Annotated in this window: 19 protein-coding genes; all 19 read right to left on the bottom strand. The window is 39.2% G+C overall.

The features are described 5' to 3' along the window. Window positions 1-8 precede the first annotated feature (8 nt). Window positions 9-794, bottom strand: a complete 786-nt coding sequence (codY, locus tag BM390_RS04045) for a GTP-sensing pleiotropic transcriptional regulator CodY (RefSeq protein WP_062319910.1) — start codon at window positions 792-794, stop codon at window positions 9-11. 15 nt (window positions 795-809) lie between these two features. Then, window positions 810-2,186 carry an ATP-dependent protease ATPase subunit HslU gene (gene hslU, locus BM390_RS04040; protein ID WP_089853018.1) on the bottom strand — a complete coding sequence of 459 codons (1,377 nt, stop codon included), beginning with the start codon at window positions 2,184-2,186 and terminating at the stop codon, window positions 810-812. A 15-nt stretch (window positions 2,187-2,201) separates the two neighbouring features. Next, window positions 2,202-2,747, bottom strand: coding sequence for an ATP-dependent protease subunit HslV (gene hslV / locus BM390_RS04035; RefSeq protein ID WP_089853016.1), 546 nt, complete (start codon window positions 2,745-2,747; stop codon window positions 2,202-2,204). Between the two features lie 13 nt (window positions 2,748-2,760). Further along, entirely contained in the window at window positions 2,761-3,666 is a 906-nt protein-coding gene (xerC, locus tag BM390_RS04030; protein ID WP_089853014.1) for a tyrosine recombinase XerC, read from the bottom strand. A 321-nt stretch (window positions 3,667-3,987) separates the two neighbouring features. Further along, on the bottom strand, window positions 3,988-6,066 hold the full coding sequence (gene topA, locus BM390_RS04025; RefSeq protein WP_089853011.1) for a type I DNA topoisomerase: 2,079 nt from the start codon (window positions 6,064-6,066) through the stop codon (window positions 3,988-3,990). A 122-nt stretch (window positions 6,067-6,188) separates the two neighbouring features. Continuing rightward, window positions 6,189-7,094 (bottom strand): DNA-processing protein DprA, encoded by a 906-nt coding sequence (dprA, locus tag BM390_RS04020; protein ID WP_062319906.1) that lies wholly within the window; start codon window positions 7,092-7,094, stop codon window positions 6,189-6,191. Between the two features lie 198 nt (window positions 7,095-7,292). Then, window positions 7,293-7,583, bottom strand: a complete 291-nt coding sequence (locus BM390_RS04015) for an EscU/YscU/HrcU family type III secretion system export apparatus switch protein (protein WP_062319904.1) — start codon at window positions 7,581-7,583, stop codon at window positions 7,293-7,295. Then, window positions 7,580-9,433 (bottom strand): TP0910 N-terminal domain-containing protein, encoded by a 1,854-nt coding sequence (locus BM390_RS04010; RefSeq protein ID WP_089853009.1) that lies wholly within the window; start codon window positions 9,431-9,433, stop codon window positions 7,580-7,582. Before BM390_RS04010 ends, BM390_RS04015 begins: the two co-directional genes overlap by 4 nt. Before the next feature lie 24 nt (window positions 9,434-9,457). Continuing rightward, window positions 9,458-10,234, bottom strand: a complete 777-nt coding sequence (gene rnhB / locus BM390_RS04005; RefSeq protein ID WP_089853007.1) for a ribonuclease HII — start codon at window positions 10,232-10,234, stop codon at window positions 9,458-9,460. A 104-nt stretch (window positions 10,235-10,338) separates the two neighbouring features. Beyond that, a complete protein-coding gene (ylqF, locus tag BM390_RS04000; protein ID WP_089853005.1) occupies window positions 10,339-11,196 on the bottom strand; it encodes a ribosome biogenesis GTPase YlqF in 858 nt (285 codons plus the stop codon). A 12-nt stretch (window positions 11,197-11,208) separates the two neighbouring features. After that, complete coding sequence (lepB, locus tag BM390_RS03995) at window positions 11,209-11,733, bottom strand: signal peptidase I (RefSeq protein WP_062319900.1); 525 nt, start codon at window positions 11,731-11,733, stop codon at window positions 11,209-11,211. A 212-nt stretch (window positions 11,734-11,945) separates the two neighbouring features. After that, complete coding sequence (gene rplS / locus BM390_RS03990; RefSeq protein ID WP_062319898.1) at window positions 11,946-12,287, bottom strand: 50S ribosomal protein L19; 342 nt, start codon at window positions 12,285-12,287, stop codon at window positions 11,946-11,948. A 137-nt stretch (window positions 12,288-12,424) separates the two neighbouring features. Further along, window positions 12,425-13,168, bottom strand: a complete 744-nt coding sequence (gene trmD, locus BM390_RS03985; protein WP_089853003.1) for a tRNA (guanosine(37)-N1)-methyltransferase TrmD — start codon at window positions 13,166-13,168, stop codon at window positions 12,425-12,427. Next, window positions 13,158-13,682 carry a ribosome maturation factor RimM gene (gene rimM, locus BM390_RS03980; RefSeq protein ID WP_089853001.1) on the bottom strand — a complete coding sequence of 175 codons (525 nt, stop codon included), beginning with the start codon at window positions 13,680-13,682 and terminating at the stop codon, window positions 13,158-13,160. Before rimM ends, trmD begins: the two co-directional genes overlap by 11 nt. Before the next feature lie 167 nt (window positions 13,683-13,849). Then, window positions 13,850-14,077: a KH domain-containing protein gene (locus BM390_RS03975; protein WP_062319893.1), complete on the bottom strand. Its 228-nt coding sequence runs from the start codon at window positions 14,075-14,077 to the stop codon at window positions 13,850-13,852. A 14-nt stretch (window positions 14,078-14,091) separates the two neighbouring features. After that, window positions 14,092-14,364: a 30S ribosomal protein S16 gene (gene rpsP / locus BM390_RS03970; protein ID WP_062319891.1), complete on the bottom strand. Its 273-nt coding sequence runs from the start codon at window positions 14,362-14,364 to the stop codon at window positions 14,092-14,094. A gap of 80 nt (window positions 14,365-14,444) precedes the next feature. Continuing rightward, window positions 14,445-15,797, bottom strand: a complete 1,353-nt coding sequence (ffh, locus tag BM390_RS03965; protein WP_089852999.1) for a signal recognition particle protein — start codon at window positions 15,795-15,797, stop codon at window positions 14,445-14,447. A gap of 13 nt (window positions 15,798-15,810) precedes the next feature. After that, window positions 15,811-16,128, bottom strand: a complete 318-nt coding sequence (locus BM390_RS03960) for a putative DNA-binding protein (protein ID WP_062320050.1) — start codon at window positions 16,126-16,128, stop codon at window positions 15,811-15,813. Window positions 16,129-16,204: 76 nt separating this feature from the next. Continuing rightward, the gene (ftsY, locus tag BM390_RS03955; protein WP_089852997.1) at window positions 16,205-17,197 is read right to left on the bottom strand and encodes a signal recognition particle-docking protein FtsY; all 993 of its coding nucleotides are present in this window, start codon (window positions 17,195-17,197) and stop codon (window positions 16,205-16,207) included. Window positions 17,198-17,206 lie beyond the last annotated feature (9 nt).

Below are 17,206 nucleotides of genomic sequence, written 5' to 3'. Positions count from 1 at the left end.
TAATCACTTTAATTTTGAGACGATTTTAATTTTTGCAGTTCAACAAGGAACTTGTCATTTAAGACTTTAATGTAAGTCCCTTTCATACCAAGAGAGCGTGATTCAATCACACCTGCTGATTCTAATTTACGCAAAGCATTCACAATCACTGAACGGGTAATACCCACACGATCAGCTATTTTACTTGCAACTAAAAGACCTTCTTTACCATCAAGTTCAGCAAAGATATGTTCAATCGCTTCTAACTCACTATAAGACAATGAGCTAATGGCCATTTGAACAACAGCTTTTGACCGTGCTTCTTGTTCGATTTCTTCTGACTTTTCATGCAAGATTTCCATACCAACAACGGTTGCACCGTATTCAGCTAAAAGTAAATCATCATTATTAAAATCAGTATTTAAGCGGCTTAGAATCAATGTTCCTAATCGGTCCCCGCCACCAATAATCGGTACAATCGTCGTTAAGCCATCTTTAAATAAATCTTTATTTTCCACAGGGAAAGCTGTATATGGGCTATTTATATCCATATTTGATGTGGTCTCTTTAATATTAAATAAACTTTCCGTATATTCTAACGGGAATTGACGTTCTTCTAACATAGCTTTCATTCGCGGATTTTCAATTTGTTGATTAATTGAGAAGCCAAGCAACTTCCCTTTACGACTGACGACGAAGATATTCGCACTCATAATATCTTGAAGTGTCGATGCTACATCATTAAAGTTAACCGACTTTCCCGTTGTCCCTTGTAATATTGAATTAATTTTTCTTGCGCGTAGTAATAATTCCATAGTTATCCTCCATTATTATAAAATATATTGGCTTAAATCTTTGTCTTTTGCTATTTTTTCTAACTTATCATCGACATATTGTGGTGTAATTTCAATCTCGACCATAGCCATCGCATCTGCTTCAAATGATAAATCTTCTAGTAGTCTTTCTAATATCGTATGCAGACGTCGCGCGCCGATATTATCGGTTTCTTGATTCACATGAAAAGCAACTTCAGCGATGCGTCTAATTGCCTCATCAGAAAACGTCACCGTTACTTCTTCCGTTTTTAATAACGCTTGGTATTGTTTAAGCAACGCATTTGAAGGTTCTGTTAAAATTTTAACGAAGTCATCCACCGTCAGTTTTTCAAGTTCTACTCGAACAGGGAATCGGCCTTGTAACTCAGGGATTAGATCTGATGGTTTTGACATATGGAAGGCACCCGCTGCAATAAATAAAATATGATCTGTCTTTACCGGGCCATACTTTGTGATGACAGTAGATCCTTCAATGATCGGTAAGATATCCCGTTGTACTCCTTCACGCGAAACGTTCGCATCACGTGAAGATTGACCCGCCACTTTGTCAATTTCATCAATAAACACAATACCCGTATTCTCTACACGATCACACGCCGTTTGGTAAACGTCATCCAAATCAATAAGCTTTAGTGCTTCTTCTTGCTTTAACACTTCTCGCGCTTCTTTTACGGATAATTTGCGTTTTTTCATTTTTTTCGGCATCATGTTTGATAACATATCTTGCATCTGTTCTATTCCTTGATTATTCCCAGTATCAAACATACCCGGCAGTTGTTCTTCCACTTCAATAGTAATCAGATGATCTTCTAATTCACCTAAAGCTAATTGTCGTTTCATCTGATCATGTTTTTGCTTTTTATCTTCTGTTGGTTCATCGTCTTCTTCCGGATTGGAAGGTTGATTAAAGAACATTTCAAATGGATTTTTAATTGCGTTCTGTCCTCTTTTACCACTTGGGGCTAAATAATCTAATAACCGCTCATTAGCAAGCGCTTCTGCTTCGTCTTGTACGAGCAATGTCCGCTCTTCTTTCTCTAATCGAATAGCTGACTCAACCAAATCACGAATCATTGATTCAACATCACGCCCGACATAACCTACCTCAGTAAATTTTGTTGCTTCCACTTTGATAAAGGGTGCCCCTACAAGTTTTGCTAAACGTCTGGCGATTTCTGTTTTACCTACACCCGTTGGCCCAATCATTAAAATGTTTTTAGGTACCACTTCATCGATTAAGTCATCCGCTAGTTGCATGCGTCGATAGCGATTTCTAAGTGCAATCGCAACAGAACGTTTCGCTTGACGTTGACCAATAATATAATGATCAAGTTCTTTCACAATCTCTTTTGGTGTGTATTCTTTTTTCATTTTGTCACCTCTTTACTACACTAATTCTTCAATGACTATTTGATCGTTTGTATAAACACAAATCTCTCCAGCGATCGTTAAAGCATGTTGAGCGATTTCTCTTGCGGTTAAATCTTTAGCATATCGCTTCAAACTACGTCCGCTTGCAAGAGCATAATTGCCACCAGATCCAATGGCTAGTATGTCATCATCTGGTTCAATCACTTCCCCTGTACCTGAAACGAGTAGCATGGTGTCTTTGTTCATAACAATCAACATCGCCTCTAATTGTCTAAGCGCTTTATCACTGCGCCACTCTTTCGCCAATTCAACCGAGGCACGGGTTAAATTACCATCGAATTTTTCTAAATAGACTTCAAACTTCTCAAATAATGTAAACGCATCGGCGACAGAACCTGCAAAACCTGCAAGTACTTTCCCTCCAAATAAACGTCTCACTTTCTTTGCTTTATGTTTCATGACAACAGCATTTCCCATTGTCACCTGTCCATCACCACTCATCGCACATTTGCCTTCATGGCGCACAGCAAAAATAGTCGTCGCATGAAATTGTTCTGGCATTCTTTCACCTCATTTACTTCTTCTTTGCCCGCGGATGACTATGATCATAGACATCTTTTAATCGATCTTTCGTTACATGTGTGTAAAGCTGTGTAGAAGAAAGATGCGCATGTCCTAATAATTCCTGTACACTCCGTAAGTCTGCGCCTTCATTCAATAAATGTGTCGCAAACGAATGTCTGATCATATGGGGGTGTACGTGAACCGTCAACGCGGCTTTTTCTGTTAATTTATTTAATATCAATCGCATCCCTCTAGTGGTCAGCGATTTTCCCCTCGCATTTAAAAAAAGTGCTTCTGTCTCATTATTTTGTTGTAATGTCTGTCTACCATCATTAATATACCGAGTAAGCGCAACTTCAGCATAGGAACCGATAGGAATGTATCGCTCTTTGTTGCCCTTTCCTAAGACTTTGACGATATTAAGTGAGCAATCAACATCTTTTAACATCAAGCCTTGGCATTCACTTACACGCATACCTGTCGCGTATAACAACTCTAACAGAGCTTGATCTCTTTGACCTAATGGATCGGTTAAGTCACTTACTTCGAATAACTTTGAAAGCTCTTCTTGATATAAAAATTCAGGTAATTTTTTATCTTGTTTCGGTAATCGGGTGCCCATAAAAGGATTATCTGATACATAATGTTCTCTCTCCATGAATTTAAAAAAAGTTCTTAACGTCGATAACTTTCTTGATACACTTCGACGAGAAAGCGATTGTTCGTATAAATCCATTAAAAAAAGACGTACACATGCGTCATCTACTTCATTCATTTCATTGATTTGTTCCTTCTGCATAAACAAGAAAAATTGATCAATATCATGTAAGTATTCCTTTATCGTATAATAAGAGGCATTTTTTTCGATTTGCAAATACATTTTAAACTGATTTTTATACATTGAAAATGCTTGCATTAAAAATATCCTCCTAGTCAACCGATTAAATCAAACGTACCATATTCTTCATCATTTAGCAACTAATTTACCGAATTGCTCTAACAATCTGAATCGTCTAACATTTTGTCGTTACTTCGCGTTCACTGTTGGATCCGCGACATTATGTCAAGTATATTTACTTACCAACGGATAATTATATAGTTGTTTAAAATAATTGTCAATGAATTTTCTCACAAATGCATCAATTAAAACGATTGTGACTTTACTGACGACCGTTTGCTGTTTAGATTTCAGATACAATCAAAAAAGAGTACGCCCGAAGGCGTACCCTAGTACCGTTTAAGATTGTTGTTCTTCTTTATAATCACAACTTGAACATTGTATTTGCGTGCCTTTTTTCACTTTCTTTTCAACTAACATCTCACTACATTTTGGACATGGCCGTTCAATCGGCTTATCCCATGATAAGAAGTCACACTCAGGATATTGATCACATCCGTAAAATGTTCGCTTCTTCTTAGACTTCCGTTCGACTATTTGACCTTTCTTACATTTCGGACATGCGACGCCAATCTCTTTTAAAATTGGTTTCGTGTTACGACATTCAGGGAAGTTTGAACAAGCCATGAATTTACCATAACGACCCATTTTGTACACCATTTCCGATCCGCATTTTTCACACGTTTCACCAGCTGGTTCATCTTTTATTTCGATTTTCTCCATCTCAGCTTCCGCTTTCGTTAAGCGTTTCTCAAAACCTTGATAGAAATCATCAATGAGATTGACCCATTTAATATCGCCGTCTTCAATTCGGTCAAGGTCATGTTCCATTTGAGCCGTAAAATCAATATCAATGACTTCAGGGAAAAACTCAACAATAAGATCCATCACTATGCCACCAAGTTCCGTTGGGACAAAGCGTTTATTATCAAGACTCACATACCCTCGTTTTTGAATCGTATCTAACGTCGGGGCATAGGTTGACGGTCGGCCAATACCTTTTTCCTCCATCGTTTTCACTAAACGCGCTTCTGTATACCGCGGTGGTGGTTGCGTGAAGTGTTGATTCGGGATGATTTTATCAGCTTTAACGGTCATCCCCTCTTCAAGTTCTGGCAATAAGCGATCTTCATCTTTTTGATTGTCGTCATTACCTTCTACATATACTTCCATAAACCCTTTAAATTTAATTTGAGAGCCATTTGCTCTAAATTGCACACCGTTTTGATTTAATGTCACCGTAACAGTATCCATTATAGCTGGCGCCATAAGACTCGCCGTAAATCGTTCCCATATAAGCTTATATAAGCGATATTGATCACGAGAGAGCACAGATTTTAACGAGGCCGGCGTCCGGAAAGCACTTGTCGGACGAACCGCTTCGTGAGCATCTTGGGTTTTTTGTTTACTTTTAGATTTTCGATCAGCACCTAAGAATTTTTCACCGTACTGCTCTTTAATATATTGCTGTCCCTCATTACGAGCTGTTTCAGACAGTCGGGTTGAATCTGTACGCATGTACGTAATTAAACCTGTAATCCCACCATCTTTTTTACCTAAATCAATACCTTCGTAAAGCTGTTGGGCTAGCATCATCGTTTTACGCGCTCGGAAGTTTAATTTACGCGCCGCTTCTTGTTGTAACGAAGACGTCGTGAACGGTAGTGACGGGTTCCGCTTACGTTCACGTTTTTTCACTGACTCAATGTCAAAATCTTTTGATGGTATTTTCTCTAAAATTTGATCGACATCATCTTTTGTTGATAACGCTACTTTTTTATTATCCACTCGATAAAATTGGCCATCAAATAGTTCGTCATCCTTTTTAAACTTCGCATCAATCGACCAATATTCTTCCGGTTCAAAGTTTTTAATCTCATTCTCACGGTCAATAATCATTTTAACAGCGACCGATTGAACACGACCCGCACTTAAGCCTTTTTTAACTTTCTTCCATAGTAATGGACTAATATTATAGCCGACCAGACGGTCAAGAATACGACGTCCTTGCTGGGCATCTACTAGATTCATATTAATCGAGCGCGGTTGCTTAAATGATTCTTTGATCGCATCTTTTGTAATCTCATTAAAGACGACGCGACACTCTGAATCTTCATCAATATTTAAGGCATGGGCTAAATGCCAAGCAATCGCTTCCCCTTCGCGGTCGGGGTCAGCTGCGAGGTAAACTTTTTTTGCTTTTTTTGCGGCTGTTTTCAATTCTTTTAATACCGGTCCTTTGCCTCGGATGGTAATATATTTTGGTTTATAATCGTTGTCATAATCAACACCCATTTGAGACTTTGGTAAGTCAATCACGTGTCCCATTGAGGCTTTTACTTTGTATTTACGACCTAAATATCGTTCAATTGTTTTCGCCTTCGCCGGCGACTCTACTATTACTAAATAATCTGCCATTTCTTCCCCTCCAAGAGGTTTCGTTTTTCATGCTTAAAAATATCTGTGAAATCTCCACTATTATTAAATAGAAGATTAGCATTTGTCAAATGAAGAATGAAAAAAAGGCCGGATTTCTCTCTTTATCGCTTAGAATTTTGATTAATAATTTCCCAGTTAAGCTTATTCTCAAGCCATTCTTCAACAATATCTTGGGTATTTTGTACCAATTTTGCCCCTTGTTGGATTAAGGTGTGACACCCTACTGTATTCGGATTAAGAATATCACCCGGCAAAGCCATCACGATGCGCCCCTGTTCTAGCGCTTGGTCAGCCGTGATCATCGTGCCACTTTTTTGCCTTGCTTCGATGATTAATGTACCAAATCCTAGGGCACTGATGAGACGATTACGCTCTGGAAAATGAAATCGCGCCGGTTTTGTTTCTGGTGGATATTCCGATAAAATTAAATGATGGGTCGCTAATTCGTGAAACAACGCCCGATTTTCATAAGGATATGGGTACGAAAATCCACTGCCAATAATCGCAATTGTTTTTCCACCCGCATCAACGGCCAATTGATGGGCAAACCCATCAATGCCTTTCGCTAGTCCTGAAACAATCACAAAGTCTTTTACAATCGGCAAGAGTAACTGCTGCATTCTTCTTTCTGTATGAATCGTTGGTTTACGCGAACCGATGACACTTATTCGGTTCACATGACGGAGTAAACGTTCTTTCCCTAACCCGTACAAAACAACAGGAGGATCTGGGATGGTCCGAAACACGTGCGGATAGTCTTGATCGAGTATGGTCCATGTTTTACATGTTCGATTTGATAATTGTTTCATAAATGTCTTGAATCCATTTTTGATTTGATTGGTCATGTGCTGACACTGTTTCGTTGTTAAGACCGATAAAACTGATGGGTGTTGATTTATAATCGCTTCTATTAGGACATCATGATTTAATTGAATAAGTCGGTACAGCTTTCTCCTACCAATCCCTATTTCTTCATATAAATAGATGATACATTCACGATTGTACATAAGACGCCTCCAATGACTTTTTTCTTTAGTGTAAGACACGGTCATATTCATGTCGACAGTACGTCTTCTTAAAGCAAACGAACGTTTTCTTTATATAAACTAAAATAGGGCACTAAAAAAGAAAAAAGAGGCGTTTTTAATAAAAACCCTCCTTAGTATGTGCCTCATTATTAAATTTTTACGCGTTTAATGGGTTGATTAGTTCGTTTCATTTGACCGATCGACATGATAAATGAACGCGAACACTTCTGCGACTACTAGATATAATTCTTCAGGTATTGCTTGATTAATGTCAATTTGCCCTAGCATTTCAACTAAACTTTGATCCTCTTGAATGGGAACGCCAGCTTCATGTGCACGTTTGATGATTTCCTCTGCGACATAGCCTTGACCTTTAGCTGATACGACAGGTGCTAAGTCTTTGGTTTCATTATATCGCAGCGCCATCGCTTTCTTTAAATGGTGCGGTCGCTCTTTTTCTTCTGTCATGCCCGCACATCCCATCTTTTTTGGTCAGTTATGGTCGCTTGATACATCTCATTATGAGTCACCGTTGGTTCTTTGTCTTTAAAAGGGCGATGGTGAATAGAGGTCAATTGGTAATCCATGCACGCTAAACCTTCTTTTAGTTGCGGTTTTAACGGTTCTAATAGGGCGCTTACCTCTTGGTTATTAATCACCGTCACTTGGATTAAGCGATTTTGTATCGCCATATCAACAATGGTTTCTCCTAATGAACCAAGGGTTAAATAAAAAGCGATATGGCAGTAATTCGGATCGAGTTCTCCCGACTCTCGCTTTTGTCCATACATGTCTAAATATACTTCTTGCTCTTCCCCTGTCGTCATTGGTAGGGCAATCCCGTAATGAATAAAATGTTCATCTTGCCTTACAATCGATAACTGTTGATCCGTCAATGATTGAATCAATTGATCTAGAGCCGGTATCTTTGTTTGAGATGATTGTTGGACATCTAGCAAGAGTTGTTTCAAGGTCCCACCCTGTTCAGATCCATCCATTAATTGCTGCTCATATGTTAGTCCGGATCTTAAGAGGAAATCTTTAACCCCTACTAAAAACTGATGTTCAACGGGCAAAGTTTGAAGTAACTGTGTCTCTTTCACAAGTGGTGTAAGTGTTTTAAAGTCCGTTTGCGTCAGTTGACGGTCAAACAATTGACGCAATAGCTGCTGAATATTTTGACTTGTTTCACCATTCGGACTCTCAATAAATTGTTTCAGTAACTGTTGGTTGTCACCCGTTAACTGTTGCGATACCTTTTGATATATTGACGGGTTTTCTCTAAGAAATGTCTGCAACTTCTCGGTTCCAAGCATCTGTTCTGTCGGTGATTTTTCGATCAACATGAGCTTTTCATTAGAGACTTTTGCCACTGTTGCTTGAATTATTTCTTTTGAAACGAGCGCCTCATTGTTGATGTCTGACACATTAACTTGAGGGAAAACCTCTTTTATCTGGGCGTGATTTTGGTTCAAAAACGTTTGTCGTTCTTGTTGATTGAGTGGGAGACGTTCGAGTGAGACCCATTGTTTTAATTGTTGGGCTGTTTGCTCATTTAATCCCATCTGACTTTTAAGTAATTGTTCAACTGCTTTTGGGATGTTAGTTGTGTGATCAATTGATAGACCTTTTTGATTAAATAACGTCATCACCTGCTCTATTTGCCTATCGGTCAAAGACGGTGTCGTTTCATTAGGTGACGTGATCGGTGTTTTAATCATTGACAGTTGATCTATCAGTTGCGCTAGCTTTTCTGATGGTGCCATATTTGTTAAGGCCTGCATTAATTGATCGACTAACATAGCTGTCGACTCGGTTATCACCCGGGAAAATGATGCGACCGTTTCACTAGACAGCGGTAATTGATGTTTGATCATACTCATTAACGCATTCTTCACTTCTGGTTGTGGTTGCGCTTTATAAATATCTAACGCTACTTTAAACTGCTGCGGTTTAACTGGGATGTTTTCTGCTAACAACTGACGCAATAGCTGCTCTGCTTCTTTCGTTACAGGTAACGCCATTTTTTTAAGAAGCGCTCCAAGTGGTGCATCATGTTTTACCGCTTGTTGTTCGACCATTTTCAGTTCTGGTATGTCACCCGATGAGATAACTTCAAACACATAACTCTTGCCCTTTTCAACCGGCACTTCAAGTTTGGCGGTAACGCGATTATGCCCCATTTTAATTGTGGCTATTTGGTCCAGATGCAATTGTTCAATTGTCCCTTTCACAATTTGCCCTTTTGATAACGGAAGTTTTTTATTTGATTGCGCGTGATTTAATGTTTGATTAGCATACTGTCTTTGAACTTGCATCCTCTCACCCTTCCCCTTAAACGCTCATAAATATGCCTTCACAGGCGCAAATGATCGTCTGTGAATCGATGTAACCCCATGTGTTTTTAACCCTTCTAGGTGGCTCTTTGTGCCGTAGCCTTGATTATGAATAAAATCATAACCCGGATACTCTTCATCGTAATGTGCCATGATACGGTCACGTGTCACTTTGGCTATCACACTCGCGGAGGCAATAGAGATACTTTTCATATCACCTTTAATTAATGATTGTTGTTGGATAGGCGTATTTAGCTTAATCGCATCAAGCAACAAATAATCCGGTGTGAGGGGCAAGGAATCAATCGCTTCAATCATGGCCTGTTTAGTCGCTTCTAAAATGTTGATATCATCAATAACATCCGGTGAAACGATACCAACACCAACAGCAAGCGCTTGTTGTTGAATCGCTTCAAAGAAAAACTCACGCTTTGTTGATGACAATTGCTTAGAGTCTGTCAATCCCATTAAGTCGCATGCTTCCGGTAAGATAACTGCCGCTGCGACAACAGGACCAGCAAGAGGACCACGGCCGACTTCATCCACTCCACAAATCAGCTGATAGCCTTCATTTTTAACCGCTTGCTCGTATATAAACTTACGCAAATAGTCTTCTTTTAATTGCGCGCGCTTTTTTTGTACTTTGTCATAGCGCAGGAGTAATTCTTTTACGCCTTTACGTTCATCTTGGTCTAGTATGGCTAATGTTTCATCGTCTACTGGCTGACTTAATAGTTGTTTGATTGTGGTAATAGGTTGTTTACTTAACTCTACCTGATTCATACTTTCCCCTACTCTCTTACTGTTTATATCGTATGTATTGAAAAAAAGTGAACGCGATTCTTCGAACTATTTTCATTTAACTGAGAGATAGACAAAAGACGCACCTATAGCGATGCGTCTTCTGGACGTTCTAATGAAATTAACCCAAGTTTACCTGAACGATAGTCACGTATGATTAGCTCAGCGGTTTTATCATAATCGACTTGATTACCTGAGGCAATCGCGCCTCTTAAGCGACCAACGTGATCAAAAAGTGGTACAACGTCTTGATCAATATCTTCAATTTGGTATCGTTCCATCAGGACATGTGGATAATGTTCTTTTAAGTAACGCAATAAAAAGACAGCTAAGTCATCCATATGAAGAATTTGGTCTTTAATTGTCCCAAGACAAGCTAAGCGATAACCGATGACTTCATCTTCAAATTTTGGCCAAAGAATCCCTGGTGTATCAAGTAATTCAAAGTCCTTTTTCACTTTAATCCATTGTTGACTGGTTGTCACACCTGGACGATCCCCTGTTTTCGCAATCTTTTTATTAGCTAAACGGTTGATCAGTGTTGATTTGCCGACATTGGGAATACCAATGATCATTGCCCGGGCCGGACGTGGCTTGATGCCTTTTCTACGCATACGCTCCATCTTATCATGTGCCATGATTTTAGCTGTTTCTACTACTTTTTTAATGTCTTCTTTTTGATTGACATCGACACTAATCGCACGTTCACCTGATGCGTTAAAGTGATCGATAAACGCTTGTGTCACTTTTGGGTCCGCTAGATCTTTTTTCATTAAGACGCGCATTTTTGGTTTTTGATTCAGAATTTGTTTAAGCATCGGATTCTCTGAAGCAAATGGCGCTCGTGCATCCACCAGTTCAATCACAAAATCTACAAGTTTTAATTTTTCTTGCACTTGTCTTCTCGCTTTGGCCATATGGCCTGGAAACCATTGAATCGGCATATTTATCACTCCTTACCGAACTATATTAAAATTATCTAGTGGCCAGTAGCGTAAAAACGCTCGACCCATAATCCTTTCTTTTGGCACAAGGCCAATCGTCCGGCTATCTGTTGAATTACTCCGGTTATCACCTAATACAAGATAGTAACCATTCGGAATACTTTCATGACCTGGTTCGATATCGTTCACAGTAAAATCATTCGTAAACGCATTCGGGTCTGTTAAAAAGTACTCCTGTTTTTCTGTACCATTAATGTATAACTGATTATCTTTATATTCAATCGTATCACCGGGTAAGCCAATAACACGCTTTATATAGTCTTTTTGTTTTGTTGCCTGAAAAACAACAATATCAAATCGTTCAGGTTCATCAATATAGTACGATAGCCTCTCCATCATTAAGAAGTCACGGTTATGTAGTGTCGGTTCCATCGAATCACCATCGATTGAAATGGGTGTCAATACAAATGTTCTTATGAGATAGACGGACAAAACAATCGCCAGAATTGTCATCAAATGACTTAATGTTTTTTTCATTTTTCTCTCACTCCGCAAGTGACGCGTTAACGTCGGCATTTACTTTAGTGTATCAAATATTGATCTATTTATTGTGTTTACTTATCTTTTCTCATGATAGGCTCATCTTTATTTTCAGTACGTTTGACACATGACCTCAATAAATTGCAATTTTAGCGTTGAAAAAAGGAGCTTGAAACTTCAAGCTCCTTTTTTGATCGTTTCTCGTTAAATTAGCGGATTTCTTTAATACGTGCAGCTTTACCACGTAGGTTACGTAGGTAATAAAGTTTCGCACGACGTACTTTACCGCGACGTAGAACTTCAATCTTATCGACACGTGGTGAATGTACTGGGAAAGTACGTTCAACACCAACACCATAAGAAATTTTACGCACAGTGAAAGTTTCACTGATGCCGCCGTTTTGACGTTTAATAACGACACCTTCATAAACCTGGATACGTTCACGTGTACCTTCGACTACTTTCACGTGTACCTTAACCGTATCACCAGCTTTGAATACTGGGCGATCCTTAAGTTGTTCTTTTGTAATGTCTGCAATTAATTGTTGCATGTGTATACACTCCTTCTCCACTCATGTTCATATAAGAGGAATTCTTACAGCGGAACATCGTTTTCACTTAAGCTTTCGCTCAAGTCCAACAGTTACTATATCATAATTACAGCTTAAAAACAAGGTTTTTGAACTGTTTATTTGTTTTTTTCTTCTGCTTTAACTTCCGCTAGTAAGGCTTGTTCAAGTTTTGAGAGTGGATACGTTTCTAATAAGTCTGGCCGACGCAAATACGTCCGTCTCAGTGATTCTTTTTTACGCCACTCATCTATTTTACCGTGATGACCGGAACGCAGCACTTCAGGTGCGATATGGCCCTGAAACTCAGCTGGTCGGGTATAATGCGGGTGCTCGAGTAGTCCAGTAGAAAATGAATCTTCTTTTGCAGAAGTTTCATTACCTAAACCATCTGGCAATAATCTAACGACACTATCTATGACCACCATCGCACCAAGTTCACCGCCAGTTAAAACAAAGTCTCCGATTGAGATCTCATCAGTGACAAGATGCTCTCTAATTCTTTCATCATAACCTTCATAATGTCCACAAATAAAAATCAAATGCTCTTCTTCCGCTAATTCTTCTGCTTTTTTCTGTGTATAACGCTCACCTTGTGGACACATAAGAATCACACGCGGGGGTTTTTCTTCACTCTTCTCAATTGCCTCAACCGCACGAAATATTGGCTGCGGCATCAATACCATACCGGCACCGCCACCATAAGGGTAATCATCGACCTTATTGTGTTTGTTATCAGCATAGTCTCTAAAGTCAATCGCGTTGTAGTGAAACACACCATTATCTTGTGCTTTTTTCATAATCGATGACTGTAAGACACCATCGAACATGCTTGGAAAGAGAGTAAGAATATCAATCTTCATCTGGCAACAAACCTTCCATAGGTTCAATGGTCACGCGTTTGTTGTTAACGTCTACTTCTTTAACGACCTCTTCAATGTAAGGAATAAGAATATCTTTCTTGCCTGTTTGTTTGACTACCCAGACATCGTTAGCGCCAGGAGATAAAATTTCTTTAATTTCACCGAGAACGCGTCCCTCGCTCGTTGATACTTCACACCCTAAAATTTCATGGTAATAATACGCATCTTCCTCCAGCGGCGTTTGATAAGCTTCAGTAATCTTAAGCATACCTTCTTTGAATAATTCAACATCATTAATGTTGTTATACTCTTCAAACATCACCATATCAAACCCTTTATGTTGACGATGTGATTTGATAGTCACGATTTCTGGTTGGTTACTGCCCTTTTTAAACAGAAATAAGCGCTGACCTGGCGTAAAGCGATCGTCAAAATCAGTGATTCTTACGATTTTCACTTCTCCTTTAATACCGTGCGTATTCACAATTTTACCGACATTAAAATAAGTTGTCATATCTTCACCTCATATAGTTATTTTTTCATCTCAAGGACGACAAAATGAATCGTCATTCAGATAAAAAAACACGTCGATTGTTTTATTTGTTACTCACGTAATCAATCATGCGTTATTAAAAAGTCACATGATGCAGAAAACAGGGAAAGGTTACCCTTTTCCCTGTTCTACATAATGTCTAGATAAATACGTTTTTTAGTATCCGTTCCAGCTGCATAAACAATCGTACGAATTGACTTAGCAATACGACCATTCTTCCCGATCACCTTACCAACATCCGCTTCATTGACCGTCAGATGAAACACAAGCTTGTTGTGCTCTTCTTTTGTGTCAACACGGATATCTTCTGGATGATCGACAAGGGGTGTCACGATTGATGTTATCAAGGCTTCCATGTGATCACACTACCTTATTTTTGGTTTTTTGAGTCGTGGAATTTTTTCATGATGCCTTCTTTAGAGAATAAATTGCGAACAGTGTCTGATGGTTTTGCACCATTAGCCATCCAGCTCATTGCTTTTTCTTCATCTAATTTCACTTCAACCGGGTTTGCTACCGGATTGTATGTGCCGATTTGTTCGATGATACGTCCATCACGTGGCGCACGCGCATCTGCAACTACTACACGATAAAATGGATTACGCTTTGAACCCATACGCTTTAAACGAATTTTTACTGCCATGTTTTTGCACCTCCATTAAAAATGTATTTCACAAGTTTAGATTGTATCAGATTGTTTTAAGTCTGTAAAGTGTTTTTACATTACATAAACGGAAAATTAAGTCCTTTTTTCTTCTTACCCTTCTTCCCGCCTTGCATTCCAGACATTTGTTTCATCATTTTTTTCATTTCATCAAATTGTTTTAAGAGACGATTGACTTCAGAAATCGGACGACCCGAACCCTTCGCAATCCGTTTTTTTCGACTTGCATTCATTAGCCCTGGGTCTTGTCTTTCTTTTTTCGTCATCGACTGAATAATAGCCTCAACATGAACCAATTGTTTGTCATCAATTTGGACATTTTTTAGACCTTTCATCTTATTTGCTCCTGGCAACATGCCTAAGAGCTCATCAAGTGGCCCCATACTTTTGACTTGTTCCATTTGATCAAGAAAATCATCGAACGTAAAACTTGCCGTGCGCATTTTTTGTTCCAGTTCTTTTGCTTTCTTTTCATCAATATTGTCTTGCGCTTTTTCAATAAGAGATAAGACATCGCCCATCCCTAAAATACGCGAGGCCATCCGTTCTGGGTGGAAGGCTTCCAATTCATCTAACTTCTCGCCCATACCAGCGAATTTAATCGGCTTATGTGTGACAGCGCGGATTGATAATGCCGCCCCACCACGCGTATCACCATCAAGTTTCGTTAAAACAACACCCGTAATATCAAGCGTACTATCAAATGTTTCTGCTACATTGACCGCATCTTGACCTGTCATCGCATCAACAACTAAGAAAATCTCATCTGGGTTAATATCAGCCTTAATTTGTGTCAATTCACCCATCAAATTTTCATCAACATGCAGTCGGCCAGCCGTATCGACAATCACGTAATCTAAATGTTCCGCTTTCGCATGCTCAATCGCTTCTTTGGCTATATCGACCGGATTTTTCTCGGTTCCTTGGCTAAAGACCGGAATGCCGAGTTGCTTACCGACCGTCTCTAATTGATCGACCGCCGCTGGACGATACACATCACAAGCGACTAGCAATGGCTTACGGTTATGTTTTTTACGCAACAAATTCGCCAGTTTACCAGAAGTCGTTGTTTTACCTGCCCCTTGTAAACCGACCATCATTATCACGGTTGGCGGGCGTTCGCTTACCGCAATTTTACTCTGTTCCCCGCCCATTAACGCGGTTAATTCTTCTTTTACAATTTTGATGACTTGTTGGCCAGGTGTTAAACTTTCCATGACCTCCGTACCAACCGCTCGTTCCTTAATTTTCTTTACAAAATCTTTCACAACTTTAAAGTTAACATCCGCCTCTAAGAGTGCTAAACGGACCTCGCGGGCCATTTCTTTAACATCTTGTTCGGATACTTTCCCTTTACCGGTCATTTTTTTAATCGTACTTTGCAGACGATCTGCTAAGCCTTCAAATGCCATAGAGAAATCCCTCCTAATCCAATTCTTTTAACGCGTTAATATCTGATAATAACGCCTTATCGGTCACTTTTTCTTCTAATGTTTTAATCAACGCTTGACGTTTTAGAAACTTTTCATACAATTTCAAGCGTTCTTCATACGATTCAAGCATCTTTTCTGTCCGTTTAATATTATCATAGACAGCTTGTCTTGACACATCAAAGGTATCAGAAATTTCCCCTAAGGAGTAATCTTCTAAATAGTATAATTCCATATAACTCCGCTGTTTTGGCGTTAAGAGCGCTTGATAAAAGTCTAATAAGAAATTCACCCGCGTGGTTTTCTCTAACATCATCTCGATCACTCCTTGTTAAGTAAAAAAACTTTACATTAAGCATACTAGACGATAACACGTCGTCCGTCAAGCGTCACTCTTCCGTCAACATGTCACTGAATAGCCCGTAAACAAACGCTTGCGGATCAAATGGTTCAAGATCAGTCATTTTCTCACCTAAACCGACATACTTCACGGGAATATTGAGTTCTTTTCTAATCGCAAGGACAATCCCACCTTTAGCGGTACCATCTAATTTTGTTAAGATAATACCGGTCACATCCGTCGCTTGTTGGAATTGTTTAGCTTGAATAAGCGCATTCTGTCCCGTGGTTGCATCTAAGACAAGTAACACATCATGCGGGGCACCTGGAATTTCTCTTTCTATCACGCGTTTGACCTTACTAAGCTCATTCATTAAGTTCACTTTATTTTGTAAGCGTCCCGCCGTGTCACAAAGTAATACATCCACTCCGCGCGATTTAGCCGCTTGAATCCCGTCAAACATGACGGCTGCTGGGTCACTACCTTCGCTTTGCTTGATCACGTCAACACCGACGCGCTCACCCCAGACTGATAATTGTTGAATCGCGCCCGCTCTAAACGTATCGCCTGCTACAAGCAAGACTTTTTTCCCTTCTTGAGACAATTGATACGCTAATTTACCAATTGAAGTCGTTTTACCTACGCCATTAACACCAACGAAAAGAATGACGCTTAAGGCGTTTTCCTGTAAATTTAACGGTGATGCTTGTTCAAAATCATCTCCCGCATAAATTTCGGCTAATTTTTCTGAAATGACACCTTTTAATTCACGCGCATCTTTAATATTTTGACGCTTCGCTTCCATTTCTAAATCTTCGACAAGCGTCATCACTGTATTGACACCGACATCTGCTGAAATCAACATTTCTTCTAAGTCTTCGAAAAACTCTTCATCAACTTTGCGGTACCTAGCAACAAGATCATTAAGTTTGGATGAGAACGATTGTCTTGTTTTAGACAACCCTTCTTTATACTTATCTGATACTTCCTCTGTTTCTTTTGTTTGGGTAAACTTATCCTTTAATTTCTTTAAAAAACTCATAATTCTCCT

The sequence above is a fragment of the Halolactibacillus miurensis genome (assembly GCF_900116255.1).
In the GTDB taxonomy this organism is placed as follows: domain Bacteria; phylum Bacillota; class Bacilli; order Bacillales; family Amphibacillaceae; genus Halolactibacillus; species Halolactibacillus miurensis.
This window is presented reverse-complemented; position numbering and strand designations above follow the sequence as displayed.